Genomic DNA, 26829 nt, shown 5'->3' with positions numbered 1-26829 from the left:
GGGGGCCGAGGGGGATGCCCCCTTTTACCCAGAACCTGTCACGGAACCCTAGGCCCCCCCCCCCTTGGGGAGGAAGACCCCGAGACAAACCGATGCCGTCCCCTCAGCTTGTCGTTTCGGTCTCCTGCACGTGGGGATGCTGCCTGCTGGTGCTGTGGACCGTGCGCGGGTGGTCGTCAGGGGCCGACGACGAGGAGCGAGGCGGCGAGGGCCAGGGCGAGGCCGAGGGCCTGGCGGCGGGTGAGCCGTTCGTGCAGGAGGGTGAGGCCCACCAGGACCGGGACCACCGGGTAGAGCGCCGACAGGGTCACCGCCACCGCGACGAGCTCGGTCCGCGCGGCGAGCAGGTAGCAGACGAGGGCCGCGGCGGCCAGGACGCCGCTGGAGGCCGCCGCGAGGCGCAGGGCCGGGGTAGGCGCCGGGCGCGGTTCTGCGGGCGGGCGCCGGAGCGCCAGGAGCGCGAGCACACCGACGCACGCGACCGCCGTCACCCGGCCCGCGGCCACGGGCCAGACGCCCGAACCTCCTCCGGCCTGGGCGAGGGCGAGGTACTGCACGCCGATGCCGACGCTCGCGGTCAGGCCGTCGCGCACCGCCAGGGCGTCCCCCGCCGGCGCGCCCGGGCCGCCCCGCGCGACCAGCCAGAGCGCGGGCAGCGCCAGCAGCACCCCGGCCCACGTCCACGCCCCGGGACGCTCCCCGAGGACCAGCGCCGCGGCGACGGCCGGCAGGGCGAGGCCGCCCACGGCGCTCACGGGCACCACCAGGGACATGGCGCCCCGGCTCATCCCCCGGAACAGCGCGACCATCGCGACCCCGGTGCCCATGCCGGACAGCCCGCCCCACAGCAGGTCGGCCGACGCCGGCCCCGTACCGCCCGCGAACGGCGCCGCGAGGAGCGTCGCGACGAGGCCTCCCCCCTGGCCCCAGAGCGCGACCCGGACGAACGGCATCCGCCGCGAGACGACGCCGCCCACCACGTCCGACACGCCGTACAGGAGCGCCGACGCGAGCGCGAGCAGGACGCCCACGTTCACCGGGGCGGACGGAGGGCGGGACGACGGCGGTGGCCGGGCACCCCTCCTGCCTAGCGGCGTCTCCCTGTGGTCGCATCCGCGGCTCCCGTGGGGCCGGCCAGGAACGCCCGCGCCGTGGCGACCAGGAGGGCGCGCTCGCCGTCGACGGTGAAGTCGGGGTCCGTGGCGACGCGCTCCAGGAAGCCGCCGGAGAGCAGGGCGAGCCACGACGCGATGCGGGACGGCGGGAGGTCGGTGCGGACCTCGCCCGCCGCCTGGCCGCGCTCGATCCACGGCAGGAGCAGGTCGCGCTGGGCGCGGTCGTCCGCCGCCAGGGCGTCGGCGACGGCGGGCAGGTGCATGACTCCCGCGACGGCGCGGACGAACCCGGGGATGCGCGGGTCGGCGGCGTCGTCGGCCCACGAGCCCACGAGCTCGAGGAGGACGGCGAGCGGGTCGGTGCGGCCCTCGAGGGCCGCCGCCTTCTCGACCGTGTCGGCCGTACCGAGCTCGAGGATCGCCAGGACCAGCTCCGTCTTGGTCGCGAAGTAGTGGAAGAACGTCCCCGACCCGATCCCCGCCTCGCGGCAGATCGCGGCCGTCGTCGCGCCCTCGTAGCCGCGCTCGGCCAGCACCGTCAGCCCGGCCAGGACGATCTGCAGGCGGCGCGCCTCGTGCCGCTCCGGGTCAACCCTGCGCGCCACGGGCGTCCTTCGCGGGCACGACGCCGACCCTCCGCACCTGGAGCCGGTCGTCGCGGACGCGCGCCGCGAGGCCGTGGGCGGCGAGCTCCTCGTCGATCTCCGCCACCGCCGCGGCGTCCTTGCGCTCGGCGAGCCGACGGCGCAGCAGGGCGTGCTCGGCGGCCGAGAACCCGGGCCGGCCGTCCATCCACCGCTCGTACGCGCGCTCGTGCGGGTCGGCGTCGCGCCACGGCCATCCGTGCCCCTCGAACGCGGCCCGGAGCTCGTCGGGCCGCAGCGTGTCCGCGTCCAGACGTTCCCGGGGGGCGCCGGTCGGGCCGAGCAGGACGAGGTACCGGCCGTCGCGGAAGACGTCGCCGACGTCGGCCCGCTCGACCCAGCCCTCCCGGTCGTCCGTGCGGTGCTCCAGGTGGTCGTCGGCGACGGTGAGCCGCAGCGCCTCCCCGACCGTGCTCAGCGCCAGGAGGACACCCCCCACCACGCCCAGCCCGCCGAGGACGGGCACGGACCAGACGAGGGGCAGGCCCGCGAGGAGCTCGACTGGGCCGAGGCTCGGCAACGGGGTGCTCTCGAGGACCCCGTGCAGCCACCGGGCGAGCGGCGGGAGCGCGAAGCCCAGCCCGACGCCGACGGCGACGGTCGCGAGCAGCAGGAGCAGCGGCACCCAGCGGGGCTGGCGCACCTCGGACGGAGCGGTGATCGGCACGGCACAATTGTTGGAGCACGCACTCCAATAATGCAACCCGGCCTACCCTTGCCCCCGTGAGCATCACCGGCACCGCGACCACCACGACCGCCTCGGCACCCACCTCGGTGCGCGCGTACACGCTCCCCGGCGTCCACGTCACCGACCGCACCCTCACGGTGCCGCTGGACTGGGCGCACCCCGACGACGGCCGCACGATCTCCCTCTTCGTCCGCGAGCTGGTCGATCCGCCGCGGAAGGCCGACGACCTGCCGCTGCTCGTCTTCCTCCAGGGCGGCCCGGGCGGCAAGGGACCGCGCCCGACCGGCCCCGACGGCTGGGTGGGCGAGGCCCTCAAGCGGTTCCGGGTGGTGCTGCTCGACCAGCGCGGCACCGGCCGCTCGACGGCGGTCCGGGCGGGTGCGCTCACCGCGCTGGGCCCGGCCGAGGCCCAGGCCGAGCACCTGACCCACTTCCGCGCCGACTCGATCGTCGCCGACGCCGAGCACGTGCGGACCACCGTCTACGGCGGCCGCCGCTGGTCGACGCTCGGCCAGTCCTACGGCGGGTTCCTCACCCTCACGTACCTGTCGCGGGCCCCCGAGGGGGTGGCGGCGTCGTACGTCACCGGCGGCCTCGCCGGGCTCACGGCGAGCGCCGAGGACGTCTACCGCCGCACCCAGCCGCGCGTCGTCGCCAAGAACGCGCTCTACCGCGAGCGCTACCCGGACGACGTCGATCGCGTGGCACGCATCGCGGACCGGATCGCGGCGGGCGACGTCCGCCTGCCCGGCGGGGACCTGCTCACGGTTGAGCGGTTCCAGACCCTCGGGATGGCGTTCGGCATGGGGCCGGGCTTCGAGCGCGTGCACTGGATCGTCGACGAGGCGTTCGACCACGGGTCGGACGACCTGAGCGACACGTTCCTCGCCGAGGTCGAGGCCGCCACGGGCTTCGCCACCAACCCGATGTACGCCGTCCTGCACGAGTCGATCTACGCGCAGTCCGGCACCGGGGCCACGGCGTGGGCGGCGCAGCGGGTGCGCGAGGACGACGCGGCGTTCGACGCCGGCGCCCGCCCCCTGCTGTTCACCGGCGAGATGATCTACCCCTGGATGTTCGAGCAGCTCGCGGAGCTGCGCCCGTTCCGGCCCGCCGCCGAGGCGCTGGCGGCGCGCACCGGCTGGGACGACCTGTACGACCTCGACGCCCTCGCCCGCAACGACGTGCCGCTCGAGGCCGCCGTCTACCACGACGACATGTTCGTCGACGCGGGCCTCTCCCTGGAGACCGCAGCGCACGTCGGGAACGCGCGCGCCTGGGTGACCAACGAGTTCGAGCACGACGGCCTGCGCCTGGGCGACGTGTTCGGCAAGCTCCTCGCCCGCACGGACGCCCGCGGAGGCGCGCGCCCGTGACCGTGCGGGCGGGACGGCGTCGCGCCGCTCAGGGCGACGCCGTCCAGGCCTTCCCCGGCCAGTACGCCCACTCCTCGAAGTCGGTGACGCGTCCGTCGTCGGCGAAGCGCAGCACCCACAGGTCGCGGTACTCCTGCTCGTCGGGCGCGGTGTAGCGCACCTCGAGCCGGACGACGGCGACGTCGCCCTCGACGGCGACCGGCTCGGCCGTCATCGTGAACGCGGCGTCCTCGTCGACGGTCCAGAACCCGCGGATCGCGTCGTGACCCACGGGCTCCTCGGCGTCGTAGGGCGAGCGCGCGTACCGCGCGTCGGGCGTGAACAGCCGCGCGACGGCGTCGGCGTCGCTGTCGCGCCACGCCGTCTCGTACCCGGCGACCCACCTGCGTACCGACTCCCGGTCCACCATCCACGCAGTATGACCTCCGCGCGGGTCGCTCACCCGAGCGGGACGTCGCTGCAGGTGGAGGGACATTTTCGCTACCGTGCGGTGCGTCGACCCCGAACCTCAGGAGCTGATCGCCGATGACCCACGACCCCGTGCCCACACCCCCTGCGCCCGAGGACCTGGTGCTCGAGGACCCCGTGCTCGAGACCGACGTCCTCGTCGTCGGGACCGGCCCCGCGGGCGCCTCGGCGGCCCTCTTCCTGGCGACGTACGGCACGCGCGTCATGGTGGTGACCAAGTACGGCCGCCTCGCCGACAGCCCTCGGGCGCACATCACCAACCAGCGCACGATGGAGGCGCTGCGCGACATGGGCCTCGAGGACGCGCTGCTGGCCGAGGCGACGCCGTGGGACTCGATGGGCAACACGACGTTCTGCACGAGCCTGGCGGGCGAGGAGCTCGGCCGCATCCCGTCCTGGGGCACCGACACCGCGCGCCGCGCCCGGTACGAGCTGCAGAGCCCGTGCCCGATGGTCGACGCCCCGCAGACCATCACCGAGCCGATCCTCGTGCAGGCGGCGCAGGAGCGCGGCGCGACCGTGCGCTTCGACACCGAGTACGTCGACCACGTACAGGACGCCGACGGCGTCACCACCACCGTCCGCGACCGGCTCACCGGGGCGACCTACCGGGTGCGCTCGCGCTACCTCGTCGGCGCCGACGGCGCCCGGAGCCGGGTGGCCGAGCACCTGGACCTGCCCTACGAGGGCCCCGGAGCGGTCGGCGGGTCCCTGAGCATCGTGTTCGAGGCGGACCTCTCCCGCTTCGTCGCCCACCGGCCGTCCGTCCTCTACTGGATGCTCCAGCCGGGCGCGGAGCGCGAGGGCGTGGGGCTGGGCGTGCTGCGCATGATCAAGCCCTGGAACGAGTGGATGGTCATGTGGGGCTACGAGGTCGCCGCCGGGCCGCCGGAGCTCACCGACGAGTTCGTGCGCGAGCTCGCCGTGAACCTCGTGGGCACCGACGACTTCGAGATGCGCGTGAAGTCGGCGTCCCCCTGGACCGTGAACCACCACTACGCCACGACCCTGGCGAAGGGGCGCGTCTTCTGCGTGGGGGACGCCGTCCACCGGCACCCTCCGACGAACGGGCTGGGCTCCAACACCTCGATCCAGGACTCCTACAACCTCGCCTGGAAGCTCGCCCACGTCGTCGCCGGGACGGCGGACCCGGCGCTGCTCGACTCCTACGACGCCGAGCGGGCACCGGTCGCGAAGCAGATCGTCGAGCGCGCCAACCAGAGCATCGCCGACACGGGCCGCATCCTGGCCGCGCTGGAGCTCGAGGACACGAGCGACCCCGCGCGGCTCGAGGCCCAGCTGGAGCTCCGCAAGGCGCCGGGCGCGGACGGCGAGCGGGTGCGCGCCGCGCTGCGCGAGGCGATCGCGTACAAGCAGTACGAGTTCGACGCGCACGGCGTGGAGCACAACCACCGGTACGCCTCGGGCTCGGTCCTGCCGGACGGCACGCCGGAGCCGGAGTACGCGCTCGACCCCGAGCTCTACGCCCAGCCCACCACGTGGCCGGGCGCGCGGATCCCGCACACCTGGGTGACCGTCGACGGCGCCCGGACGTCGACCCTCGACCTCGTCGGGCAGGGCCGGTTCGCCGTCGTCACCGGGATCGGCGGCGAGGCGTGGGTCGACGCCGCACGGGAGCTCGGCACGGAGCTCGGGCTCGACCTCACGACCGTCGCGGTCGGACCCGGCCGGCCCGTCGAGGACCCCTACGGGACGTGGGCGGACCTGCGGGAGACCGAGGACTCCGGGGTGCTCCTGGTCCGCCCGGACCTGCACGTCGCCGCCCGCCGGGCGAGCGCGCCCGCCACGGCGGCCGAGGCGCGGGAGTGGCTCGCGCACGCCCTGTCCGCGGTCCTCGGCCGGGGACCGGCCGTGGCGCCCGAGGGGCCCGAGGAGCCCGCAGAGGCGGTGCTGGCCGGCGTCTGACGATGCCGTCGTGACCACGCCGTGAGCAGTCCCGCCGCCCTCGGTCGCCGAGGGCGGCGGGAACCGCGGGGTACCGTCGTTCGTCGGACAACCGGGCCGGCCCCGTCGTCCGGCGCACGCACACACGAAGGTGACACCAGCATGAGCTCGACCTCCCCCACCCCGATCCTGCGCGCGACCGACCTGGTGGTCGGCTACGGCGGCCCCGCGATCCTGGAGGGGATCGACCTGGAGCTGCTGCCCGGGGCGGAGCCGGTGGGCGTGGTGGGCGAGTCGGGCGCCGGGAAGTCGACGCTGGTGCAGGCGCTGCTGGGGCAGCTGCGCATCCGCGAGGGGCACGTGACGTTCCAGGGCCGCACGGTCGCCAAGCTCGGCCGGCGGGACAAGAAGAAGTTCCGCGCGGCGGTGCGCACGGTCGCGCAGAACGGGCTCGACGTCGACCCGCGCTGGACCGTGGAGCGCGCCGTCTCCGGCGCCCTGACCGACGCCCGCAAGGCCGGCCGCGCCAGCGGCCGCACCGTGGCGGACCTGCTGGACGACGTCGCGCTCGAGCCGCAGCTCGCGAGGCGCGCCGTCTACTCCCTCTCGGGCGGGGAGAAGCAGCGCCTCGCGCTCGCGCTCGCGCTGGCCACCCGCCCCCAGGCGCTGCTCCTCGACGAGCCGCTCACCGCCGTCGACCCGGCGATGCGCGGCGAGATCGTGCGCCGGCTCACCGACGCCACCCGCGCCGAGGGCACCGCCGTGCTGCTGGTCTCGCACGACGTCGAGCTGGTCGGCCGGCTGTGCCCGACAGTGCACGTGCTCGCGGACGGCACGTTCGTGGCGTCCGGCCCGATGAACGACGTCCTGGCCGGCGGCACCGACGACGACGCGCACCCCGCCGTGCGCGGCCTCGCCGAGGCGGCTCCCCTGGCGGCGCAGCGCTTCCGCTGACCCGCCCGCCCGGTCCGTCGGAACCGGGCCGCACCGCGACGCGTTCACCGGGTGACGACACCGGGGCGACCGTCGGCGCCTCGGCCGGCGACCGACAGAGAGGACCCCGGTGGACGCGGACACCTGGTGGAACATCGCGCTCGTCCTGCTCTTCGTGCTCCTGGGCGGTGTGTTCGCCGGGACCGAGTTCGCGCTGGTCTCGCTGCGGGGCACCCAGATCGACCAGCTCGAGCGCAGCGGCCCGCGGGGCCGCCGGGTGGCGGCGATCGCCCGCGACCCGAACCGCTTCCTGGCGGCCGTGCAGATCGGCGTCACGGTGGCGGGCTTCTTCTCCGCCGCGTACGGCGCGTCCACCCTGGCGCCCGACGTCGCCCCGGCGCTCGTGTCCGCGGGGCTCCCGGAGGGCGCCGCGGCGACGGTCGCGCTCGTCGGCCTCACCCTCGTCATCGCCTACCTGTCGCTCGTGCTCGGCGAGCTCGTGCCCAAGCGGATCGCGCTGCAGCGCACCGCGCAGGTCGCGCTCGCCGTGGGCCCGCCGCTGGACCGCTTCGCCGTGCTGATGCGGCCCGTCATCTGGCTGCTGTCCCGGTCGACCGACGCCGTCGTCCGCCTGCTGGGCGGCGACCCGAGCCTGCGCTCGGAGGAGATCAGCGAGCAGGAGCTCCGCGACCTCGTCGCCGCCCACCCGGGCCTGCACGAGGACGAGCGGCGCATCCTCTCGGACGTCTTCGCCGCCTCGGAGCGCACCCTGGGCGAGGTGATGCGGCCGCGGGGAGACGTCGTCTTCCTCCGGGCGGACCTGTCGCTCGCCGAGGCCGAGGAGCGCACGCGCGACCTGCCCTACTCGCGGTACCCCGTCGCCGGCGAGGACGTCGACGACGTGCTCGGCTTCGTGCACGTGCGCGACCTCGCCCGCGGCGCGGGTGCGCCGTCCGGCACCCGGCGCACCGTGCGCGACATGGCCCGCCCGGTGCTCGACCTGCCCGCGACCGGGCGGCTGCTGCCGACCCTCGCCGAGATGCAGCGCACCCGCACGCACCTCGCCCTCGTCGTCGACGAGTACGGCGGGACCGACGGGATCGTCACGCTCGAGGACCTCGTCGAGGAGCTCGTCGGCGACATCCGCGACGAGCACGACCCGCTCGCCGCGGTGCACGTGGCGGGGACCTACGACGCCGGCCTCACGATCGAGGACTTCGCCCGGCTCACCGGCGTCGAGCTGCCCGACGGCCCCTACGAGACCGTCGCGGGCTACGTCCTCGCCCGGCTCGGACGGCTCGCCGAGGAGGGCGACGTGGTGGTGCTCGACGACGACGACCACGAGGGCGGCGCCCACGCGCTGCACGTCACGGCCGTCGACGACCGCCGGATCCGCGAGGTACGGCTCGACGGCGGGGCCTGAACCCGCACCGACGCGGGCCGCCCCCGGCCGGGCCTTGGGGGCCAGCCGGGAATCGTCGCCCCTGGCCGACCGGGAAACCAGGCGGATCTACTCGTCGGAGCCGCGTGTCCGAGCGCGGGCGCCGAGAGGAGAGAGCCATGACCATCGTCCGCAGCGACGGCACGACCGCCACGCCGAAGGCCGTCCTTCGAGCCGCGGGGGTCGCCGGGGTCGTCGGGGCCGCCATCCACCTGTCATCGTTCGGGATCAACCAGGTGCTGCACCTCCTGAACGCCCAACCCCTGCCCGAGTACCCGACCCCGGCACAGATGGCGGAGGAGCTCCCGCTCGCCGCGGTGCGGGCGATCGTCTTCACGGCGGTCACCGTGCTCACCGTCGTCGCCCTGTCGGGCCTCGCCGCCCACCTGCTGCGTCGGGGTTCCGCGAGCGCCGTGGCGCTGCCGCCGTTCGTGGCCATGGTCGGCGTGGGGCTGTTGGGGAGCGGCCTCGCGGCCGTCGTCCAGAGCGCCTTCGTCAACGACTACATCTCAGGGTCGGGGGCGAGCGCAGGAGCGCAGTCGGCCGTCGTCCAGGGGCTGTTCGTGGTGCCCCAGGCGTTCGCGACCCTGGCGGGCATCGCGCTCGCGGGGTTCCTCGCGGTGGTGTCGATCGCAGGGCGCCGCATCCTCCCGCGCTGGCTGCTGGCGCTCGGGTCGGCCTTCGCGGTGGTCAGCGTCGGCATGCTCTTCACGGGAGTGCCGGCAGGCGTCGTCCTGCTCCCCCCGTACCTGCTCGCCGCCGGAACCTGGGCGCTGCGGGCCTCTCGTTCGGCATCATGAACTCATGGCGATGAGCGCGACGCAGCTCGCGGTCCAGGTGGTCTCATGGCCGGCGGCCGGCCTGGTCCTCTGGGCGGGGCTGCGTCGCCGGGCCGGGTGGGTCGTCGTGCCGACAGCGCTGCTCGTCCTGGCGAACGCCGCGCTGGCGCTCGATCCGGACGGCGAGCGAGCGACGGTCGGCCTCGCCGTCGCGATCGTCCAGAGCTGCTACGCCGTCCTCATGGCGACCTACCCCGACGGGCGTTGCGCACCACGCTGGCTCGGAGCGGTCGTCGGCGTCGCCATCGGCCTGCAGGCGACGAACCTCCTCAGCGGGATGCGCCTCGAGGAGCAGCCATGGTGGCCCTGGCACTACGCCCTCACCTGGCCGCTGCTCGCCTGGGGACAGATCGTCCGCTACCGCACCCGGTCGGACGCCCGCGCACGACAACAGGTCCGCTGGGTGCTCACCGCGGTCTCCGCCATGGTGGTGGCCTTCCTCGTCGTGGCGCTCGCCATCGCCGGTGGGCTGACGACGGAGGAGGACACGTCGACCCTCGCCACCGCTCTCCTCGTCCTCCCGGGCCTCGGGTTCTCGCTCGGTGTGGTCGCCCCGAGGTCGGCGAACCTGGATCGGGCGCTGCGCTGGGTGCTCGCTGTCGGCCTCACGGGCCTGGCGGCGGCGGGCGCCGTCGTGGTCTCGACCGCCCTCACCCGAGGCGCGGCGCCTCCTGCCCCCGCGTGGGGCGGGGCGCTGGCAGCCGTCCTCGTCGCGGTCCCCGGCTGGAGGATCGCGTCGCGGTGGGCGGAGCTCGTGGTCTACGGGCGCCGACGGGATCCGCTGGATGCGATCGACGACCTCGACGAGCTGCTCGCCGCGCGCCACGAGATCCGCGAGGTCCCGGAGACCGTCGTGCGCACGATCGCGTCCGTGACCGGCGCCGCGCACGTGTCGATGGACACGGACGGGACCGTTCGCGTCGAGTCGGGAGCGCCGACCGATGCGCCGCCGTCGGAGTTCGTCGTGGTGTACCGGGGCGAGCAGCTCGCCCGGGTCTTCGTCACTCCACGGCCCGGGGAGCAGACGTTGACCCGAGCGGACCAAGCGGTGATCCAGCGGATCTGCGCGTACGCCGGGCCCGCGCTCGACGGAGCGCGGGCGCTCGAGGCGCTCGTAGGGTCCCGATCACGCACGGTCCTTGCTCGGGAAGAGGAGCGGAAGCGTGTGCGGGGGTACCTTCACGACGACCTCGCCCCGACGTTCAGCGGTCTCGGGCTGTCCGCGGCGGCACTCGAGCGGTACGCGACCGACGGCGACCCTCGGACCGTCGAGCTCGCGCATCGCCTGGCGGCGGAGCTGGGCGCGGCGTCACGTCGACTCCGTGAGGTCGCCTACGACATGCGCCCGCCCGAGCTGGACGCCCGCGGTCTCGTGCAGGCGCTGCGTGACCGCCTCGTCGCGGCAGACGGGTACCCGACGGTGAGGCTCGACGCCGACGTCGGACCGACGCTCCCCGCAGCGGTGGAGGCGGCCGCCTACCGCATCGTCCAGGAGGCGGTCACCAACGTCCGCCGTCATGCCGGGGCGACCGTGTGCGACATCCGGTTGCGCCACGGGGACTCGCGCTTCGACATCGAGGTGACCGACGACGGTCTCGGCTTCCCCGAGGACGCCCGGGACGGCGTGGGCCTGACCTCGGCGCGAGAACGCGCGGCCGAGCTCGGCGGGAGCGTCCGGATCATGCGGGCTGTCGGCGGCGGGACGGTGTTGCGGTGCTGGTTGCCCATCGACACGAGCGGGCCCTCATGACACGCGTCGTCGTCGTCGACGATCACCCGGTCTTCCGCCACGGGCTCGTCTCGTTGCTCGAGTCCGAGGGGTTCGACGTCGTCGCCGGGGCCGCGGGGGCGGCCGAGGCGCTCTCGGTCATCGCGGCTCTCGCACCGGACGTCGCGCTCCTCGACCTGGGCCTGCCGGACGGCGACGGGCTCGACGTCGTGAGGCAGGTCGCAGCGACGTCGCCGTCGATCCGGATCGTGGTCGTCACCATGTACGACGACGAAGGACTCGTCCGCGAGGCTGTCGCGGCCGGAGCGGCCGGCTACGTCGTCAAGGACGCCAGCCCCGCGCAGCTGGTGGCCGCCGTCCGCGCCGCGGTGCTCGGTGCGGTGGTCCTCGGGTCGAGCGTCGTTCCGGCCGTGGGACTTCTCCGCCCGCCGGCGAAGGACGACCCGTACGGCTTGACCCCGCGAGAGCTCGACGTTCTCGATCTCGTGGCACGTGGCCTGTCGAACCGGCAGATCGCCGAGCGCCTCTCCCTGTCCGGCAAGACCGTCAGCAACAACGTCTCGGTACTCCTCGCGAAGCTGGGGGTGGCGAACCGCGCAGAGGCCGCGAGGATCGCCCGAGACCAGTACGGGTGACCCGTCCGGTCCGCCTGTCCGGGCGTCACGACGACCGACCCGTCACGCCTGGGCCGCCGCGTCGCGCGGCGCGTGGCGCTGCAGAAAGGCGAAGACGTCGGTGTCGTCGACGCCGGGGAACGCGCCGCGCGGCAGGGCCGCGAGCACCTGCTGGTGCATCCGCGCGCTGGGCCAGGCGACGCCGTCCCACCGCTCCGCGAGCTCGGCCGGCGGCCGCTGGCAGCACGCCGGGTCGGGGCAGGTGGAGGCGTGCCGCACCTGGGTGTCGCGGCCGCGGAACCACTTCGCGTGCGCGTACGGCACGCCCACGGTGACGGAGAACTGCCGCCCGTCGGCCCCGGTCCCGGTCTGGACCGAGTCCCAGAACGTGCCCGCCGGGGTGTCGGTGTACTGGTAGGACTCGGTGGCGCGGTCGCGGCGCGTGAACGCCTCGCGCCCCGCCCACCAGCGGCACACGAGCTGCCCCTCGATGGCTCCCGTCACGTCCTGGGGCAGCGGCAGCCCGTCGTTCGCGTACCCGCGGAACAGCGCGCCGTCGTCGCCCACGCGCAGGAAGTGCAGCGGGATGCCGAGGTGCACGGTGGCGAGGTTGGTCAGGCGCATGGCGGCGGCCTCGTGCGTGACGCCGAACGCGTCGCGGAAGTCCTCGACCGCCAGGTCCTTCTCGCGCTTGCGGCGCTGCAGGAACTCCACGGCCACCGATTGGGGGATGAGGCAGCTCGCCGCGAAGTACGTGATCTCCACCCGCTGGCGCAGGAACTCGGCGTAGCTCCGGGGCCGCTCGTGCCCCAGCACGCGGTGAGCGATCGCCTGGAGGGCGAGCGACCGCAGCCCGTGCCCGCCCGGGATGGACGCCGGCGGCAGGTAGATCCGGCCGTTCTCGAGGTCCGTGACCGACCGCGCCGAGCGCGGGAGGTCGTCCACGTGCAGGAGGGTGAGGCCCAGCTGCTCGGCCATGCGCGCCACCGTGCGGTGCGTGAGGGCGCCCGCCCCCGCGTACCCGGCGCGGTGGGTCAGCTCCTCGCCGAGCGCCTCGATCTGCGGCAGGTAGTTGTCCCGCTCCTGGCGTTCGTGGCGCAGCTCGGTGTTGGCGCGCCGCGCCTCCTCCGGGGTGGCGATCGCCTCCTCCTCGCGCCGCGACAGCTCGGTGTGGAGGCCGACCAGCTGCTCCAGCACCGGCATCGGCAGCTTCTGGCTGGGCTTGACCGACGGCAGGCCGAGCGCCCCGAAGAGCGGGCCGCGCTGCGCGCGCTCCAGGGCGATCTCCAGCTCGGCACGGCGCGACGGCGGCTCGTCGGCGAGCAGGTCGGGCACGGCCACGCCGACGGCGTCCGCGATGGAGCGCAGCAGCGACAGCCGCGGCTCGCGCCGACCGTTCTCGACCAGGGACAGCAGGCTCGGCGCCGAGCCCACCCGCTCCCCCAGCGCCTCGAGAGTGAGCCCGCGCGCCGTACGCGCGTGCCGGATGCGCCGGCCGAGGGTGATGAGGTCCGGGGAGTCCGCCCCGGCGGCGTCCTTGGCAGTCATGGTTTAACGCTACGTGAAGATCGGCAGATCTTCACGGCCGATCCGGTGGAAAGTAGGTACGGCCGGGAGGGACGCTGGAGGCAGCCCACCCGGCAGCGCTCGCCGGGGCCTCGATGGACGGAGCACCCGATGACCTTCACCGCGAACCCGCGCCGCACGCGACTCGCGATCGCCGAGCTCGCGCCGGACGCCCTGGCCCCCAGCACGACGACGCCGCGCGGCCAGGTGGGCGCCGGGCCCGCGTCCGGGGCGTCCGGGGCGCGCGGCAAGGACTTCCGCGCCTGGGTGCGCCAGGTCGCCGAGCTCACGCAGCCCGACGAGATCGTGTGGTGCGACGGGTCCGCCGCCGAGAAGCAGCGCCTGCTCGACGAGATGGTCGAGGCCGGCACGCTGATCAGGCTGGCCGAGGCGAAGCGGCCGAACTCCTACCACGCCCGTTCTAACCCGTCGGACGTCGCCCGCGTCGAGTCGCGCACCTTCATCTGCTCGGAGCGCGAGGAGGACGCCGGCCCGACGAACAACTGGCGCGCCCCCGCGGAGATGCGCCAGGAGCTGACGGGGCCGGACGGGGTCTTCGCCGGGTCGATGCGCGGCCGCACCATGTACGTGGTGCCGTTCTCCATGGGCCCCGTCGGCGGGCCGATCTCGCAGGTGGGCATCGAGATCACCGACTCGCCGTACGTCGTCGTGTCGATGCACGTCATGACCCGCGTCTCGCCGCAGGTCCTGGACCTCGTCGACGGCGGGCAGCAGTGGGTGCCCGCCGTGCACTCGGTGGGCGCCCCGCTGGCGGACGGCGAGGCCGACGTGCCGTGGCCCTGCAACGACACGAAGTACATCGTCCACTACCCCGAGACGCGCGAGATCTGGTCGTACGGCTCCGGCTACGGCGGCAACGCCCTGCTGGGCAAGAAGTGCTTCGCGCTGCGCATCGCGTCGGCGATGGCGCGCGACGAGGGCTGGCTCGCCGAGCACATGCTGCTCATCCGCGTGACGTCGCCGGAGCAGCGGCGGTACCACCTGGCCGCCGCGTTCCCGAGCGCGTGCGGCAAGACGAACCTCGCGATGCTGCGACCCACCATCCCCGGCTGGACGGTCGAGACGATCGGCGACGACATCGTGTGGATGCGCCCCGGCCCCGACGGCCGCCTGCGGGCCATCAACCCCGAGGCGGGCTTCTTCGGCGTCGCGCCGGGCACGGGCGTCGAGACCAACCCGACCGCCGTCGAGACCTTCACGCACGACACGATCTTCACCAACGTGGCCCTGACCGACGACGGCGACGTGTGGTGGGAGGGGCTCACGCCCGAGCCGCCCGCGCACCTGATCGACTGGCAGGGGAACGACTGGACGCCCGGTTCCGACACCCCGGCCGCGCACCCGAACTCCCGGTTCACGGTGTCGGCGGCGCAGTGCCCGTCGATCGCGGACACCTGGGAGGACCCGGCAGGCGTGCCCGTCGACGCGATCGTCTTCGGCGGCCGCCGCGCCACCAACGTGCCGCTCGTGACCCAGGCGACGAGCTGGGACCACGGCGTCTTCATGGGCGCCACGATCAGCTCCGAGCGCACCGCCGCGGCCGAGGGCACGGTCGGCGAGCTCCGTCGCGACCCGTTCGCGATGATGCCGTTCTGCGGCTACAACATGGCCGACCACTGGTCGCACTGGCTCGCGGTGGGCAAGGGCCTCGAGGCCGGCAAGCGGCCCAAGGTGTTCCAGGTGAACTGGTTCCGCAAGGGCGGGGACGGCAGCTTCCTGTGGCCCGGGTTCGGCGAGAACTCGCGCGTGGTCGAGTGGATCGTCACCCAGCTCGACCGGGCGCGCGGCCTGCGCACCGACGCCGGCGCCGTGCACTCCCCCGTCGGCCTGCTGCCCGCGGAGGGCGCGCTGCGCACGGACGGCCTCGACCTGTCCGACGCCGACGTCGCGGCCCTGTTCGACGTCCCCGTCGAGGCGTGGCTCGCGGAGACGGCCCTCACCGGGGAGTTCTTCGAGACCTTCGGCGACCGGGTGCCCGACCAGCTCTGGGCGCAGCTCTCGCTGCTGCGCGACCGGCTCGGCGCCTGACCCACAGACCCGGGCCCGCCGGAGAGGCACCGGCGGGCCCGACCCCTCTCGCTCGGAGCGGTGCCCGCGGTCAGGCGTAGACCGTGCCCATGAGGTCGCGGACGTCGGCGAGGGTGCGCTCGGCGACCTCGTTCGCCCGCGCGTTGCCGCGAGCGAGGACGTCGCGCACGACGGCGGGACCGTCGGCCGCGAGCGCGGCACGCCGCTCGCGCAGCGGGCGCAGGCCCTCGACGACGGCGTCGGTGACGACCGCCTTGAGCCGCCCCGCCCCGGCGTCCCCGACCGACGCGGCCAGGTCCTGCGGCGTCGTGCCCGCGAAGTGCGCGCCGATGCGCAGCAGGTTCGCCACCTCGGGCCGCGCCTCCGGGTCGTAGGAGATGTGCCGCTCGGAGTCGGTGCGGGCGCGCCGGAAGAAGCGCACCGTCTCGTCCTCGCCGGCCCGCAGCTCCAGCGCGTTGCCGCGCGACTTGCTCATCTTGGCGCCGTCGTTCCCGAGCACCGTCAACGACGGCGTGAGCAGGGCGTCCGGCTCCGGGAAGTACGGGCGGGCGCCGGCGTAGCGCTGGTTGAAGCGGCGCGCCACGGTCCGCGTCGTCTCGAGGTGCGGCAGCTGGTCCAGCCCCACGGGCACGAGGTTGCCGTGGCAGAACAGGATGTCCGCCGCCTGGTGCACCGGGTACGTGAAGAGCAGGCCGGACATGCCTCGGCCCTGGCGCCTCTCGGCGTCCGCGGCCTCCGCCTTCACGGTGGGGTTGCGCTCCAGCTCCGCCACGCTCACCAGGGACAGGAACGGCAGCAGCAGCTGGTTCAGCGCCGGCACGGCCGAGTGCGTGAACACCGTGGAGCGCGCCGGGTCCACGCCGGCGGCGAGGTAGTCGAGCACCACCTCGCGCACGACGGCGGGCAGGTCGCCCGCGTCGTCGCGGTCGGTGATGACCTGGTAGTCGGCGACGACGAGCACGACCTCGACGCCGGCGTCCTGCAGACGCACCCGGTTGTCGAGCGTGGCGAGCAGGTGGCCCAGGTGCAGGGCGCCGGTCGGCCGGTCGCCGGTGAGGACGCGGAAGCGGCCGGGGTCGCGCGCCAGCTCGGCCTCGATCTCGGCGGACCGGGCCTGCGCGACGGCGGCGGTGGGGGTGGGTGTGGGCGTGGTCAGGACGGACGGTGCGGTCATCGGGTCGGCTCCTCTGGGGGATCGCCGCCCGTCGGTCCGGTCCGGACACAGAGGCGTCCCGGCTGCGACGGGCAGCTCGGGACGGGGACGTGGGCGCGTCGGGTCAGGGCTGCGGAGGCAGCCACCACCAGCACGCGCGCGTCGTCATGGCGCCAGGATACGCCCGGTCGGACGAGGCACGACGCCGGCGACGGCCCTGGCCGAGGACCCCGGACGGCCAGGCAGAATACGGTCGTGATCCGCTGCCTGTTCGCTCTGTCCCTCGGCGTGCTCGCGGCGTCGATCCTCGGCGACGCCCTCACGGGCGATCCCCTGTACGTCACCCTGCGCATCGTCGCGATCGTGGTGGCGAGCCTCTGCCTGCCGCTGACCATCATCGGCAGCGTCACGAGCGGGACGGGGCTCAAGGACCCGAAGAAGGTGGCCGAGGCGAAGGCCGCGGGCCGCACGACGCTCGCCCGCGTGACGGGCATCAGGGCCACCGGGTCGGCGGTCGACGACCAGCCGGTGTGCGAGATCGGGCTGCTGGTCGTCCCCCGCCAGGGGCACGGGCCGTACCGCACCAGCGTCCGGCAGGTGGTGAACCTCGCCCAGCTGCCGTCGATGCAGCCGGGGGCGGTGCTCGTGGTGACGCAGCTCCACCCGGAGCGCCCCGAGGTCGTGCTCGACGACGCCCCCGACCCCGACTGGGTGCGACGCGCCGGGTCCGACCGCCAGGTCCGCGAGCTGCGCGACGCCGACGTCTGGGCGCTGCCGCAGAAGGGCCGCTCGGCCGGCGGTATCCGGCACATCCCGTTCGTCGTCTTCCCCGTGCTGGCCGTCGTCGGCTTCGCCGCGGCGCTCTACCCCGTGTGGGACGACGCCCGCCGCCTGGTGGAGACGCGGTCGATCGACACCGTCCGCGCCGAGCACGACGCCGCCGCGGCCGCCGAGACGTCGATGTTCACGCCGGGGAACCTGCGGCCCGCGATCGACGCCGTCCTCGCGCTGTCGGGCGACGAGGTCACGGAGGTCTACGTGTTCGACCAGTGGGTGCAGGTCACGGCCCCCACGTCGCCGGGCGCCACCACGACCGACGAGTGGCACTACCGCGACGGCGAGGCCACCCACGAGGGCGCGTCCCTCATCCAGCCGGAGCCCGAGGACGTGCCCCGGGAGCTGTTCGACGCCTCGGAGATCGGCTGGGAGGACCTGCCGCCGCTGTTCGACGAGGCCGAGCGCCTCACGGGGATCGACGACACCGACGACCCGATGCTGTGGGTCTCGCGCGAGGTCTGGGCCGACGAGAAGCCCAGCGACCCGCGGGTCCGCGTCTCGGTCTCCGACGACTACTACGACGGCTCGGTGGTCTTCGCCACCGACGGCACCGTGGTCGGCACGAACGGCGGGGCCCCCGGCTCCGAGGTGGCGGCGGCGGCGGGCGACGCCTGAGCCCGCTCAGGCGGGCGGCGTGAGCAGCGGCTCCAGGTCGGAGGCGTCGACCAGCGGGTCGTCGAGGTCCACCGTGATCTGCGAGCGCGCCATCACCCGCGCCGCGCCCGTGACGGCGGAGCGCAGCGCCGGGTAGTCGCCCACGCGCGTGCGCTCCAGCACCGTGCCGACGAACCGGCTGCCGCGCGGCGAGACCGTCTCCAGCGACTCGCCCTCGCGGATCTCCCCGCGCGACGCCATGAGGGCGAGCCGCGCCGAGGTGCCGGTGCCGGTGGGGCTGCGGCAGAGCACGCCGGGGTGCACGTAGGTGGCCGACGGCGACTCCCAGCGGCCGTCGCCCGCCCGGCGCAGGGGACCCATGAAGTGCGCGAACGGCAGCGGTCCGACGTCGCCCAGGTCGGGGTGCTCCCGGCGCAGGCCGGGCCGCGCCGCGCGGACGAAGGCGTCCCCGAACGCGGTCAGCGCGACCTGCTCCGTCGGTCCGATGTCGAACCCGTAGCGGGACGCGTCGATCAGCGCGTAGTACGCCCCGCTCCAGACGAGGTCGAAGAGCACGTCGCCGTGGTTCGGCACCTCGACGCTCAGCGCCTCGTCGGCCACGTACGCGGGTTCGCCCTCGGTGGTGATGGACACGACCCGCCCGTCGACCACCCGGGCGCTGACCCGGGCCAGGCCCGCCGGGGACTCCAGCGTCACGTCCTGCAGCCCGTCGCCGTCGCGCAGCGGGATGGCCCCGCTCTGCAGCAGCGCGGTGGCCGTGCAGATCGTGTTGGAGCCGGAGTACAGCGGGTACCCCATCGCCTCCATGATCACGTAGCCGGCCTGAGCCCTCGGGTCGCCGGGCTCCACGACGAGGTCCACCGACATCGCGGGGTCGCCGTACGGCTCCGAGAGCAGCAGGCGACGCAGCCCGTCGCCCTGCCGCTCCAGGTAGCGCGCCTTCTCCAGGACCGTCCGCCCGGGCAGCGGCTCGACGCCGGACATGACGACCCGGCTGACGTCGCCGCCCGACTGCGCGTCGATCAGCTCGATGGTGCGCTCACGGCTGCGCATACGGTGCCCCCACGGCATCCCAGTGCCGGTCCGGCACGACGACGAGCTTGCCGACGTAGGACTTCGCCAGGAACGCGCGCTGCGCGTCGTGCAGGGCGGAGAGCCGGAACGTGCGGTCCAGGAGGGGCCGGACCTCGCCGTCGGAGATGTAGCGCACCAGGCGCCGGAACGCGGTGCGCGTGCCCTGCGACGAGCCGTGCAGCTCGAGCTGCTTGAGGTACATGGTGCGCAGGTCGAGCTGCACGACCGGCCCGCCGATGGCCCCCGCCGTCGTGTACCGGCCCTCGGGCCGCAGGATGCGCAGCAGGTCGTTGAACATCGGCCCGGCCACCAGGTCGGCCACGACGTCGACCGGGCCGTCCACGACGCGCTCCACCTCCGCCACGAGGTCGGGCACGTCGCGCAGGACGACGTCCTGCGCGCCGATCTCCCGCAGCGCGGCCTCCTTGCCCGCGCTCGTCACGGCGTAGGGGACGGCGCCGCGCACGCGCGCCAGCTGGACGATCGCCGAGCCCACCCCGCCGGACGCCCCGGTGACGAGCACCCGCTCCCCCGCGCCGAGCCGGGCCCGGTCGAGCATCTGCTCCGCGGTGAGGTAGGCGCAGCAGAACGTCGCGAGCTCCGCGTCCGCGAGGTCTGCCGTGATCTCGTACGCGTTCTCCGCGGGGGCGGTCATGTACTCGGCGTACCCGCCGTCGCGTCCGTGCCCGATGTAGTCGATGTCCGCGAGGCTGTCGTCGCCCTCGGGCCGGTGGTAGAGCGAGAAGTCCACCATCACGCGCTCACCGACCCGGTCGGCGGGCACGCCGTCGCCGACGGCGGCGATCACGCCGACGGTGTCCGCGCCCTGGATCCGCGGAAAGGTGAGGGTGGATCTGCCGCGTCTCCACGTCGAGACGGAGCCCGGGTCCGTCTCCGTGCCGTACGCGCCCTCGCGGACCCACACGTCCGTGTTGTTCATGCCGCAGGCATGCACGTCGATCAGGACCTCGCCCGCCGCGGGCACGGGCGTGGGCACGTCGTCGCGGTACACCAGCCGGTCGAGGCCACCGTGGCCGACGAGCTGGACCGCTGCCATCACCGCCGGGATCTCCGCCGTCAGTGTCGCTCCCATCATGTGAGCCTAGGGGCGGGAGGCCCGTCGCGTCATCGGGACGGCCGCACGTCGCCCGGCCCCCGGGAGACCGGTGGGAGAATCGGGCCCGTGCCCGACCAGCTCCCGCCCACGCCACCGGTCTCCCCCGAGCCGTCCCCGTTCGCCCACGTCGTGTACTACGAGCCGCGGATCCCGGGGAACACGGGCTCCGCCATCCGCCTCGCCGCCGTGACCGGCGCGCGCCTGCACCTCGTGGAACCGCTGGGCTTCGACCTCTCCGAGGCGAAGCTCAAGCGCGCCGGGCTGGACTACCACGACCTCGCCGTCATGGACGTGCACCCCACTTTCGACGCCGCGCTCGACGCCCTGCCCGGGGCGCGCGTCTTCGCGTTCACCGCGCACGCCGACACCACCTACACCGACGTCGTGTTCCGGCCCGGCGACGTCCTGCTCTTCGGGCCCGAGCCGACCGGCCTGCCCGACGAGGCGATGGACCACCCGCGCGTCACGGACCGCGTGAAGATCCCCATGCTGCCCGGACGGCGGTCGCTCAACCTCACGAACGCCGCGTCGATCGTCGTGTACGAGGCGTGGCGGCAGGCGGGCTTCCCCGGCGCCGTCTGATCCCGGGACGGCCGCGGCACGGGCCGCCCCTCACCCCGGCAGCGCGTCCAGGGTCCCCCGGGCCACCATGCTCACGGAGCCGCCGACGCGGACGTCGCGCAGCGCGTCGGGGCTCCCCTGCGGGAGCACCGACAGCAGGCTCGGGCGTCCGGTGAAGCGGCCCTGCCGCAGGACGAGCTCCTCCCCGACGGGCACGACGCCGTGGCGGGCCAGGTAGGCGCCGACGCAGCCCGCGGCGCTGCCCGTCGCGACGTCCTCCAGCACCCCGTCGTTGTTCCAGTGCCGGCCCTCGAGCGCGTCGACGTCGAGCACGTACGCGTACTGCGCGCCGTACCGCGCGACCAGCTCGGCGAAGTCGGGGCGGACGATCCTCGCCTCGGCCAGCCCCGCCACGACCGGCACCACGAGGTAGCGCAGGCCGGTGGAGACGACCTGCAACGGGAGGTCGGCGAGCGCGCGCACGGGCAGGTTCAGAGCGGCCGCGACCTCCGCCCGGTCCTCGTCGGGCACGGTCCTCAGGAACTCGGGCGCCCCCTGGTCGAGCTCCGCGTGGAACCCGGTGGCGGTGCGACGGGTGGAGACCTCGACCGTCCTGGTGGGCAGCCGGAGGGACCAGCGCCGCGGACCGGCGGAGCCGTCGCGCTCGTGCAGCACGGCGGCCGCGCCCAGCAGCGGGTGCCCGGCGAACTCGAGCTCCCCGAAGAGGTCGAAGACCCGGGCGGCGACGGCCTCCTCGCCGTCGTCCGTCCGCAGGAAGATCGCCTCGAAGTGGCGCAGCTCCTGGGTGATCGCGAGCATCTGCGTGGCGGTGAGCCCCGGGGCGTGCGGGAAGACGGCCAGCGGGTTTCCCGTGTACGCCCGCGCGGCGAAGACGTCGACGTGCCGGTACGACAGCGGCGCACGATCGTGCACGTTCTCGCCCGCCCGAGTCATGCGCCGGCCCCCACGACACGGACGAGCTCGCCGAGCCGACCCATGACCTCGGAGCCCGGGGCGGCGTCCGTGACGAGGCCCGCGACGGCGTCGAACCCGATCACCTCGTACGGCGACGCGGCCCCGATCTTCTCGGACGAGCCCAGCACGTACGTCTCGGCGGCACGCCCGGCCAGCGCCCGCTTCATGGCGGCCTCGTCCGGGTCGCCGGTGGTCAGTCCGGCGTCGGGGTGGATGCCGGTGACGCCGAGGAGGAAGAGGTCCGCCGAGACCCGCTGCGCGGCCTCGACCGTAGCCGCGCCGCTCGCCACCGCGGAGTGCTTGAAGAGCCGGCCACCCAGCACGAACACCTCGGCGACCGGGTGCTCGACCAGCGCCGCCGCGACCGTCGGGCTGTGCGTGACGACGGTGCAGCGCAGGCCGGGCGGCAGCGCCCGGGCGACCGCGAGGGCCGTCGTCCCGCCGTCGAGGATGACCGTGCTGCCCGGGTCGATCAGCCGCACCGCCGCCGCGGCGACACGCTGTTTGCCCGTCACCTCGACCCGCTGCCGGCCGGCGTAGTCGGCGACCGCCGGGGACACCGGCAGCGCCCCGCCGTAGACCCGCTGGCACAGCCCCTCGGCCGCCAGCTCGCGCAGGTCCCGGCGGATGCTGTCCTCCGAGAGGCCGAGCTCGGCCGCGGCCGTCTTCGCCACGACCTTGCCGTCGCGGCGAAGGGTCTCGAGGAGGTGGTCACGCCTCTCGGCAGCGAGCATCGTCGTTCTCGTTTCTTCGTAGTTCTGCATGTTTGTGTCTAGTCTACGGGGATGACCCGACCACTGCTCATCCTGATCGCCGGCCCCTATCGCTCCGGCACCGACGGCGACCCCGCCGCGATGGAGGCCAACCTCCGCCGGCTCGAGGAGGCGGCCTGGCCCGTCTTCGCCGCGGGACACGTCCCCATGATCGGCGAGTGGGTGGCGCTGCCGGTGCTGCGCTCGGCCGGCGCCACGCTGGACGACGAGCTCGCGGACGACGTGCTCTACCCGACGGCGCAGCGGCTGCTCCAGCACTGCGACGCCGTGCTGCGGCTGCCCGGCGAGTCGACCGGGGCCGACCAGGACGTCGCGATCGCCGAGAGCCGGGGTCTCCCGGTCTACTACGACGTCGCCGACGTGCCGCGTCTCGCGGACGCCGACCGGTGACCGGGCGGCCCGGGGTCGACGTCCCCGACCACCGTGGCCGGACGGGGCTCGACCGGGTGGGGCGGGCGCTGGACCGCAACCCGGACGTCGTCGTCCGCGAGGTCGAGGTCACCTCCGACGGCTGGCACGTGCTGCGCCGCACGACCTTCGACCACCGCAGGCGCGACGGGAGCTGGCACACCCTGCAGCGCGAGACCTACGACCGCGGGGACGGCGCCACGATCCTGCTGTACGACGACGCGCGGTCCACCGTGCTGCTCACGCGTCAGTTCCGATTCCCGGCCTACGTCAACGACCACCCCGACGGGATGCTGATCGAGACGGCCGCGGGCCTGCTCGACGACGACGACCCCGAGACCGCGATCCGGCGCGAGGTCGCCGAGGAGCTCGGTGTCGCCGTCGGGCCGGTCGAGCACGTCTTCACCGCGTACATGAGCCCCGGCTCGGTCACCGAGAAGGTCCACTTCTACGCGGCGCCGTACACGCCGCACGACCGCGTCGGCCCGGGCGGCGGGGTCGCCCACGAGGGCGAGGACATCGAAGCCGTCGAGCTCCGCCGCGACGACGCCCTGGCCATGGTCCGCGACGGCCGCATCGTCGACGGCAAGACCATCATGCTGCTCCAGTGGTGGGCACTGCGGGGCTGACGACAAGATGTCCACCATGCGCAGCAGCCTCTTCCACCACACCGAGCCGCAGGGCGAGCCCGGTAGCTTCCAGCTCGTCAACCCGCGGATGCTCAAGGTCGACCTCGCCGGCTCCGGCGGGTTCTTCTACGCCAAGCAGGGGTCGATGGTCGCCTACCAGGGCGACGTGGACTTCGCCTACGAGGGCGCGGGCGGCATGACCAAGCTCTTCAAGAAGGCGTTCACCGGCGAGGGCATGTCGCTGATGAAGGTCTCGGGGAGCGGCGACGTCTTCCTCGCCCAGGAAGCCGACGAGGTGTTCGTGCTGTACCTGGAGAACGAGAGCGTCACCGTCTCCGGCAGCAACATCCTCGCGTTCGAGAGCACGCTGACCTGGGACATCAACCGCGTGCAGGGCGCGTCCATGCTCAGCGGCGGGCTGTTCAACACCACGTTCACCGGCTCGGGCGCGCTCGCCGTCACCGCGTACGGCACCCCCGTCGTGCTCGAGGTCGACGAGCCCACCTACGTCGACATGCAGAGCGTGGTGCTCTGGTCCACGACCCTCTCCAGCACCGTGCGCAAGACGGCGAAGCTCGGCGCGGCCATCGGCCGCGGCTCGGGCGAGGCGTACCAGCTCGGGCTCACCGGCCAGGGGATCGTCGTCGTGCAGGCCTCCGAGGGCCACCCGCTGCCGAACCAGGGCTGACGAGGCCTACGGCGGCGCCGCGGCCGTTTGCACATCCGGGGGCTCCTGGGATGCTCGGCCCATGACGCCTCGCGACCGTGCGCTGCCGAGCGACCCCGAGCGTTCCCGCGGACTGGTCCTGCGCTGGGCCGGTCCGACGACGACGCGGCCCGACATGGAGCTCCTCGCCGTCGACCTCGTCAACGAGAGCACCGAGGTCTGGGCCCCGCGGGAGGAGGAGCTCATCGTCGCGGGAGGCCTGCTGCTGTCTCCCGGGGAGGAACGGGCGTCCTTCGACTTCGCCTTCTTCGGGAGCCAGGGGGTCGCCGTCCCGTTGGGACCCGGCGACTACGCACGCCTCCCGGTGTCGATCGGTGGCTCCGAGTGGGCGCGTGCGAAGCCCGGCCCAGCGCACGTCCGCGCCGTGCTCCCCGCGCTCAGCCTCTGGACGGAGGATCCGCTCCCGGTGGACTTGACCGCCGACGTCATCGACCGGCACCGCCTGGAGGACCTGCCTCTCGCGGAGCCGGAGTAGGGCGTCCTGGCCGTTCACCGGCGTCAGGCGGGTGCGAGCACCTCGACGCGGTTGCCCGCGCCGTCGCGCGTGTGGAACCTCAGGTAGCCGGCGAAGCTCTCGCGCTCGGAGCGGTCGACGGCGAAGCCCGCGGCCTCCAGCCGGTCCGCGGTCTCGTCGAGCGCGGCGACGTCGTCCACCACCAGGGCCGGGTGCGCCTTGCGCGCCGGCGCGAACGGGTCCTCCACGCCGACGTGGATCTCGGCGACGACCGCACCGCCGTGGTCGACGCCGCGGAACCAGCAGCCGCCGCGGCCCGCCAGCTCCGGCGGCTTGGCCACCTCCGTCAGCCCCAGACCCGTGGCGTAGAACGCGCGGGCCGCGTCCTCGCCGCCGGGCGGGCACGCCACCTGCACGTGATGCAGCCGCATCGGTCCCCCTCGCCGTCGAAGTATCTTGACGTCAAGATACCTCGTCGCTCCGCCGCTCCCGACGACGGCGCTCCGCGGCGGCCCGGACGGCCCATCCGCCGCCCACGAAGATCGGCACGCTGACCAGGAACCGGCCGAACGGAGAGAGGTCGGGCGCGAGCGCCTCGATCACGTAGACCGACGCGCCCGCAAGGGTCACGAACAGCGCGCCGATGAGGAAGACACGCACCACCTCACCCCTCCAGCAGCCAGGTCGCCGCGCGCCGCAGCAGCTCGGCGTGCGACGACGAGTCGTAGGCGCGCACGTCGTGCCCCAGCCCGGAGTACACGGTGCGGCCGCCGTGCGCGTCGGCGACCCAGACGGCGGGGTGCCGCTCGCCGTCGTCGTCGCTCACCCACCCCAGCACCTGCGACGACGGCGCCACGCGCAGGTGGCAGTACCGCTCGTCGACCACGTCGACGGCGCCCAGCCCCTCCGTGATCGGGTGCGCGCCGACCGCCAGCGGCACCGTCGTCGGGCCCAGCGGCGGGTGCATCGACTCACCCGGCACCCATCGGCCGCCGAGCACCTCCTCCCACTCCGGATGGTCGCCGAACGCGTTCGCCGCCTGGTGCACGGCGAGGATCCGGCCACCGGCGCGCGCCCAGACGTCGAGGCGGGCGTGGAACGGGGCCCACGCCGCGTCGTCAGGGCCGATGCCGGCCTCCCGCAGCCCCGGCCACGGCGTGCCCGCGTTGACCACGAGCAGGTCGACGTCGTCCAGGTCGTCGAGGCTGTCGGGGAACGTCGAGCGCACGACGACGTCAGGGGCACCCGCGGCGAGGTCCAGGCCCGCGAGCACCAGTGCCAACCGGTGCGAGGTGGCCGCGTGGTCGTGCCAGGGGTCCTCGTGGCGGCCGCGGCCGGCGAGGATGAGGATGCGGGGCGGTCGGGAGTCGCGCGTCGTCGTCACGACGCCCCATCCTGCCCGGCCGCGCAGGTCCGCGGCCACCGACCGCACAGGAACGATCGCCCGGTCGCGCGATCCCGCGGACGACTCAGCCGACGACGAGCCGCACGAGCGCCTCGACCCGAAGGTCGTCGTTCCCGGCCGACAGACGCCCCGCCCGGTGCAGCGCGACGAGGCCGTGCACAGCGCCCCACAGAACCTCGGCCGCGGTCGCCGTGTCGGGGGGCGGCGCTTCGAGCCCCGTCAGCGCGCCCTCGATCGCCACGAAGCCCGCGCGGACGGTCTCCGGCGTGTCGTCCGAGGCGAACGGGATCACCACCGGCAGCAGGAACATCGCGTCGTAGGTCGCGGGGTGCTGCGCGGCGAAGTCCAGGTATGCCGTCACCAGCGCGCGCACCCTCTCGGCGTCCGCGCCGGCCTGCCCGGACGTCGCGGACGAGAGCACGCTTGCCAGCTCCTCGAAACCCGCCATCGCGACGGCGGTGACGATCTCCGTGCGCCCCTGCGGGAAGTGCCCGTAGAGCACGGGCTGGCTGTACTCGATCGCGCCTGCGAGCCGGCGGGTCGTCACGGCCTCCCACCCCTGCTCTTCCGCGAGCGCCCGGGCGGCAGTCACGATGCGCTCCCGGCGGTCGGCCACCTCGCGGGCTCGGCGTGCTGCGGCAGGCGTCGTCATGCCGGCGACTCTAGCACTGCTAGAAGTTCGCTGATATGTTCTCTAGCGCTGCTAGATCTAGCAGCGCTAGTCACCAAAGGGA

The 26829-nt window shown here is 74.3% G+C and carries 28 protein-coding genes; 14 read left to right on the top strand and 14 right to left on the bottom strand.

All coding sequences use genetic code 11. The features are described 5' to 3' along the window. Nucleotides 1-176: 176 nt before the first annotated feature. The 3 genes from ACFVS0_RS19595 to ACFVS0_RS19585 are packed head-to-tail and all read right to left on the bottom strand — an operon-like array spanning nt 177 to nt 2426. The gene (locus ACFVS0_RS19595; RefSeq protein WP_430588901.1) at nt 177-1037 is read right to left on the bottom strand and encodes an EamA family transporter; all 861 of its coding nucleotides are present in this window, start codon (nt 1035-1037) and stop codon (nt 177-179) included. A gap of 50 nt (nt 1038-1087) precedes the next feature. Next, the gene (locus ACFVS0_RS19590; RefSeq protein WP_430588900.1) at nt 1088-1720 is read right to left on the bottom strand and encodes a TetR/AcrR family transcriptional regulator; all 633 of its coding nucleotides are present in this window, start codon (nt 1718-1720) and stop codon (nt 1088-1090) included. Continuing rightward, nucleotides 1704-2426 carry a hypothetical protein gene (locus ACFVS0_RS19585; RefSeq protein WP_430588899.1) on the bottom strand — a complete coding sequence of 241 codons (723 nt, stop codon included), beginning with the start codon at nt 2424-2426 and terminating at the stop codon, nt 1704-1706. The genes ACFVS0_RS19590 and ACFVS0_RS19585 overlap by 17 nt, the downstream gene beginning before the upstream one ends. Nucleotides 2427-2488: 62 nt before the next feature. Between ACFVS0_RS19585 and ACFVS0_RS19580 the strand changes: the two genes are divergently transcribed. Then, nucleotides 2489-3823: an alpha/beta fold hydrolase gene (locus ACFVS0_RS19580; protein WP_430588903.1), complete on the top strand. Its 1335-nt coding sequence runs from the start codon at nt 2489-2491 to the stop codon at nt 3821-3823. A 28-nt stretch (nt 3824-3851) separates the two neighbouring features. Here ACFVS0_RS19580 and ACFVS0_RS19575 read toward each other — a convergent pair whose 3' ends face one another. Further along, entirely contained in the window at nt 3852-4232 is a 381-nt protein-coding gene (locus ACFVS0_RS19575) for a YybH family protein (protein WP_430588898.1), read from the bottom strand. Nucleotides 4233-4348: 116 nt separating this feature from the next. On the opposite strand from ACFVS0_RS19575, the gene ACFVS0_RS19570 reads away from it, so the two are divergent. The 6 genes from ACFVS0_RS19570 (at nt 4349) to ACFVS0_RS19545 (ending at nt 11773) form a co-directional block, all read left to right on the top strand. Continuing rightward, a complete protein-coding gene (locus tag ACFVS0_RS19570; protein WP_430588897.1) occupies nt 4349-6217 on the top strand; it encodes an FAD-dependent oxidoreductase in 1869 nt (622 codons plus the stop codon). Nucleotides 6218-6358: 141 nt separating this feature from the next. After that, the gene (locus ACFVS0_RS19565) at nt 6359-7150 is read left to right on the top strand and encodes an ABC transporter ATP-binding protein (RefSeq protein ID WP_430550637.1); all 792 of its coding nucleotides are present in this window, start codon (nt 6359-6361) and stop codon (nt 7148-7150) included. A 109-nt stretch (nt 7151-7259) separates the two neighbouring features. Then, a complete protein-coding gene (locus tag ACFVS0_RS19560) occupies nt 7260-8552 on the top strand; it encodes a hemolysin family protein (RefSeq protein WP_430588896.1) in 1293 nt (430 codons plus the stop codon). A gap of 137 nt (nt 8553-8689) precedes the next feature. Further along, entirely contained in the window at nt 8690-9370 is a 681-nt protein-coding gene (locus ACFVS0_RS19555; protein ID WP_430588895.1) for a hypothetical protein, read from the top strand. A gap of 4 nt (nt 9371-9374) precedes the next feature. Continuing rightward, nucleotides 9375-11159: an ATP-binding protein gene (locus ACFVS0_RS19550; protein ID WP_430588894.1), complete on the top strand. Its 1785-nt coding sequence runs from the start codon at nt 9375-9377 to the stop codon at nt 11157-11159. Next, entirely contained in the window at nt 11156-11773 is a 618-nt protein-coding gene (locus tag ACFVS0_RS19545; RefSeq protein WP_430563230.1) for a response regulator, read from the top strand. The genes ACFVS0_RS19550 and ACFVS0_RS19545 overlap by 4 nt, the downstream gene beginning before the upstream one ends. Nucleotides 11774-11815: 42 nt before the next feature. Here ACFVS0_RS19545 and ACFVS0_RS19540 read toward each other — a convergent pair whose 3' ends face one another. Continuing rightward, the gene (locus ACFVS0_RS19540; RefSeq protein WP_430563229.1) at nt 11816-13300 is read right to left on the bottom strand and encodes a helix-turn-helix domain-containing protein; all 1485 of its coding nucleotides are present in this window, start codon (nt 13298-13300) and stop codon (nt 11816-11818) included. Between the two features lie 129 nt (nt 13301-13429). Here ACFVS0_RS19540 and ACFVS0_RS19535 point away from each other — a divergent pair, with 129 nt between their 5' ends. Then, entirely contained in the window at nt 13430-15367 is a 1938-nt protein-coding gene (locus ACFVS0_RS19535; RefSeq protein ID WP_430588893.1) for a phosphoenolpyruvate carboxykinase (GTP), read from the top strand. A 70-nt stretch (nt 15368-15437) separates the two neighbouring features. On the opposite strand, the gene trpS is transcribed toward ACFVS0_RS19535, so the two are convergent. Beyond that, nucleotides 15438-16541, bottom strand: a complete 1104-nt coding sequence (trpS, locus tag ACFVS0_RS19530; protein ID WP_430550643.1) for a tryptophan--tRNA ligase — start codon at nt 16539-16541, stop codon at nt 15438-15440. Nucleotides 16542-16775: 234 nt separating this feature from the next. Here trpS and ACFVS0_RS19525 point away from each other — a divergent pair, with 234 nt between their 5' ends. Next, complete coding sequence (locus ACFVS0_RS19525) at nt 16776-17972, top strand: hypothetical protein (RefSeq protein WP_430588892.1); 1197 nt, start codon at nt 16776-16778, stop codon at nt 17970-17972. Between the two features lie 6 nt (nt 17973-17978). Here the strand turns inward: ACFVS0_RS19525 and ACFVS0_RS19520 are convergent, their stop codons facing one another. Both ACFVS0_RS19520 and ACFVS0_RS19515 read right to left on the bottom strand, forming a co-directional pair. Next, nucleotides 17979-19025, bottom strand: coding sequence for a proline racemase family protein (locus tag ACFVS0_RS19520; protein ID WP_430588891.1), 1047 nt, complete (start codon nt 19023-19025; stop codon nt 17979-17981). Continuing rightward, a complete protein-coding gene (locus tag ACFVS0_RS19515; RefSeq protein WP_430588890.1) occupies nt 19012-20139 on the bottom strand; it encodes an alcohol dehydrogenase family protein in 1128 nt (375 codons plus the stop codon). Before ACFVS0_RS19515 ends, ACFVS0_RS19520 begins: the two co-directional genes overlap by 14 nt. 153 nt (nt 20140-20292) lie before the next feature. On the opposite strand from ACFVS0_RS19515, the gene ACFVS0_RS19510 reads away from it, so the two are divergent. Further along, nucleotides 20293-20745, top strand: a complete 453-nt coding sequence (locus ACFVS0_RS19510; protein ID WP_430550774.1) for a tRNA (cytidine(34)-2'-O)-methyltransferase — start codon at nt 20293-20295, stop codon at nt 20743-20745. 30 nt (nt 20746-20775) lie between these two features. Here the strand turns inward: ACFVS0_RS19510 and ACFVS0_RS19505 are convergent, their stop codons facing one another. Both ACFVS0_RS19505 and ACFVS0_RS19500 read right to left on the bottom strand, forming a co-directional pair. After that, nucleotides 20776-21678, bottom strand: coding sequence for a PhzF family phenazine biosynthesis protein (locus ACFVS0_RS19505; RefSeq protein ID WP_430588889.1), 903 nt, complete (start codon nt 21676-21678; stop codon nt 20776-20778). After that, nucleotides 21675-22433 carry a DeoR/GlpR family DNA-binding transcription regulator gene (locus ACFVS0_RS19500; protein WP_430563222.1) on the bottom strand — a complete coding sequence of 253 codons (759 nt, stop codon included), beginning with the start codon at nt 22431-22433 and terminating at the stop codon, nt 21675-21677. The genes ACFVS0_RS19505 and ACFVS0_RS19500 overlap by 4 nt, the downstream gene beginning before the upstream one ends. 51 nt (nt 22434-22484) lie before the next feature. Between ACFVS0_RS19500 and ACFVS0_RS19495 the strand changes: the two genes are divergently transcribed. The 4 genes from ACFVS0_RS19495 (at nt 22485) to ACFVS0_RS19480 (ending at nt 24711) form a co-directional block, all read left to right on the top strand. After that, complete coding sequence (locus ACFVS0_RS19495; RefSeq protein WP_430563221.1) at nt 22485-22862, top strand: DUF4406 domain-containing protein; 378 nt, start codon at nt 22485-22487, stop codon at nt 22860-22862. Next, on the top strand, nt 22859-23509 hold the full coding sequence (locus ACFVS0_RS19490) for an NUDIX domain-containing protein (RefSeq protein WP_430585285.1): 651 nt from the start codon (nt 22859-22861) through the stop codon (nt 23507-23509). Before ACFVS0_RS19495 ends, ACFVS0_RS19490 begins: the two co-directional genes overlap by 4 nt. A 16-nt stretch (nt 23510-23525) precedes the next feature. Then, nucleotides 23526-24197 carry an AIM24 family protein gene (locus tag ACFVS0_RS19485; RefSeq protein WP_430588888.1) on the top strand — a complete coding sequence of 224 codons (672 nt, stop codon included), beginning with the start codon at nt 23526-23528 and terminating at the stop codon, nt 24195-24197. A 61-nt stretch (nt 24198-24258) separates the two neighbouring features. Further along, nucleotides 24259-24711, top strand: a complete 453-nt coding sequence (locus ACFVS0_RS19480) for a hypothetical protein (RefSeq protein WP_430585284.1) — start codon at nt 24259-24261, stop codon at nt 24709-24711. A gap of 23 nt (nt 24712-24734) precedes the next feature. Here the strand turns inward: ACFVS0_RS19480 and ACFVS0_RS19475 are convergent, their stop codons facing one another. From ACFVS0_RS19475 to ACFVS0_RS19460, 4 genes are all read right to left on the bottom strand, one after another. Continuing rightward, the gene (locus ACFVS0_RS19475) at nt 24735-25121 is read right to left on the bottom strand and encodes a VOC family protein (protein ID WP_430563217.1); all 387 of its coding nucleotides are present in this window, start codon (nt 25119-25121) and stop codon (nt 24735-24737) included. Between the two features lie 31 nt (nt 25122-25152). Next, nucleotides 25153-25350: a hypothetical protein gene (locus tag ACFVS0_RS19470; protein WP_430563216.1), complete on the bottom strand. Its 198-nt coding sequence runs from the start codon at nt 25348-25350 to the stop codon at nt 25153-25155. Nucleotides 25351-25354: 4 nt separating this feature from the next. Then, complete coding sequence (locus ACFVS0_RS19465) at nt 25355-26074, bottom strand: ThuA domain-containing protein (RefSeq protein ID WP_430550655.1); 720 nt, start codon at nt 26072-26074, stop codon at nt 25355-25357. Nucleotides 26075-26159: 85 nt separating this feature from the next. After that, nucleotides 26160-26747, bottom strand: a complete 588-nt coding sequence (locus ACFVS0_RS19460) for a TetR/AcrR family transcriptional regulator (RefSeq protein WP_430550656.1) — start codon at nt 26745-26747, stop codon at nt 26160-26162. Nucleotides 26748-26829: the final 82 nt, after the last annotated feature.

It is taken from the genome of Isoptericola sp. NPDC058082 (assembly GCF_042885055.1).
GTDB lineage: Bacteria > Actinomycetota > Actinomycetes > Actinomycetales > Cellulomonadaceae > Isoptericola.
Note: the sequence above shows the minus strand (reverse complement) of the source record. Positions and strands in the feature narration are given on the sequence as shown.

Coding starts and splice junctions, on each gene's coding strand:
- ACFVS0_RS19575 (WP_430588898.1), bottom strand. CDS start 4,232: ATGGTGGACCGGGAGTCGGTACGCAGGTGGGTCGCCGGGTACGAGACG.
- ACFVS0_RS19570 (WP_430588897.1), top strand. CDS start 4,349: ATGACCCACGACCCCGTGCCCACACCCCCTGCGCCCGAGGACCTGGTG.
- ACFVS0_RS19565 (WP_430550637.1), top strand. CDS start 6,359: ATGAGCTCGACCTCCCCCACCCCGATCCTGCGCGCGACCGACCTGGTG.
- ACFVS0_RS19555 (WP_430588895.1), top strand. CDS start 8,690: ATGACCATCGTCCGCAGCGACGGCACGACCGCCACGCCGAAGGCCGTC.
- ACFVS0_RS19550 (WP_430588894.1), top strand. CDS start 9,375: ATGGCGATGAGCGCGACGCAGCTCGCGGTCCAGGTGGTCTCATGGCCG.
- ACFVS0_RS19545 (WP_430563230.1), top strand. CDS start 11,156: ATGACACGCGTCGTCGTCGTCGACGATCACCCGGTCTTCCGCCACGGG.
- ACFVS0_RS19540 (WP_430563229.1), bottom strand. CDS start 13,300: ATGACTGCCAAGGACGCCGCCGGGGCGGACTCCCCGGACCTCATCACC.
- ACFVS0_RS19535 (WP_430588893.1), top strand. CDS start 13,430: ATGACCTTCACCGCGAACCCGCGCCGCACGCGACTCGCGATCGCCGAG.
- trpS (WP_430550643.1), bottom strand. CDS start 16,541: ATGACCGCACCGTCCGTCCTGACCACGCCCACACCCACCCCCACCGCC.
- ACFVS0_RS19520 (WP_430588891.1), bottom strand. CDS start 19,025: ATGCGCAGCCGTGAGCGCACCATCGAGCTGATCGACGCGCAGTCGGGC.
- ACFVS0_RS19515 (WP_430588890.1), bottom strand. CDS start 20,139: ATGGGAGCGACACTGACGGCGGAGATCCCGGCGGTGATGGCAGCGGTC.
- ACFVS0_RS19505 (WP_430588889.1), bottom strand. CDS start 21,678: ATGACTCGGGCGGGCGAGAACGTGCACGATCGTGCGCCGCTGTCGTAC.
- ACFVS0_RS19500 (WP_430563222.1), bottom strand. CDS start 22,433: ATGCTCGCTGCCGAGAGGCGTGACCACCTCCTCGAGACCCTTCGCCGC.
- ACFVS0_RS19495 (WP_430563221.1), top strand. CDS start 22,485: ATGACCCGACCACTGCTCATCCTGATCGCCGGCCCCTATCGCTCCGGC.
- ACFVS0_RS19485 (WP_430588888.1), top strand. CDS start 23,526: ATGCGCAGCAGCCTCTTCCACCACACCGAGCCGCAGGGCGAGCCCGGT.
- ACFVS0_RS19480 (WP_430585284.1), top strand. CDS start 24,259: ATGACGCCTCGCGACCGTGCGCTGCCGAGCGACCCCGAGCGTTCCCGC.
- ACFVS0_RS19475 (WP_430563217.1), bottom strand. CDS start 25,121: ATGCGGCTGCATCACGTGCAGGTGGCGTGCCCGCCCGGCGGCGAGGAC.
- ACFVS0_RS19460 (WP_430550656.1), bottom strand. CDS start 26,747: ATGACGACGCCTGCCGCAGCACGCCGAGCCCGCGAGGTGGCCGACCGC.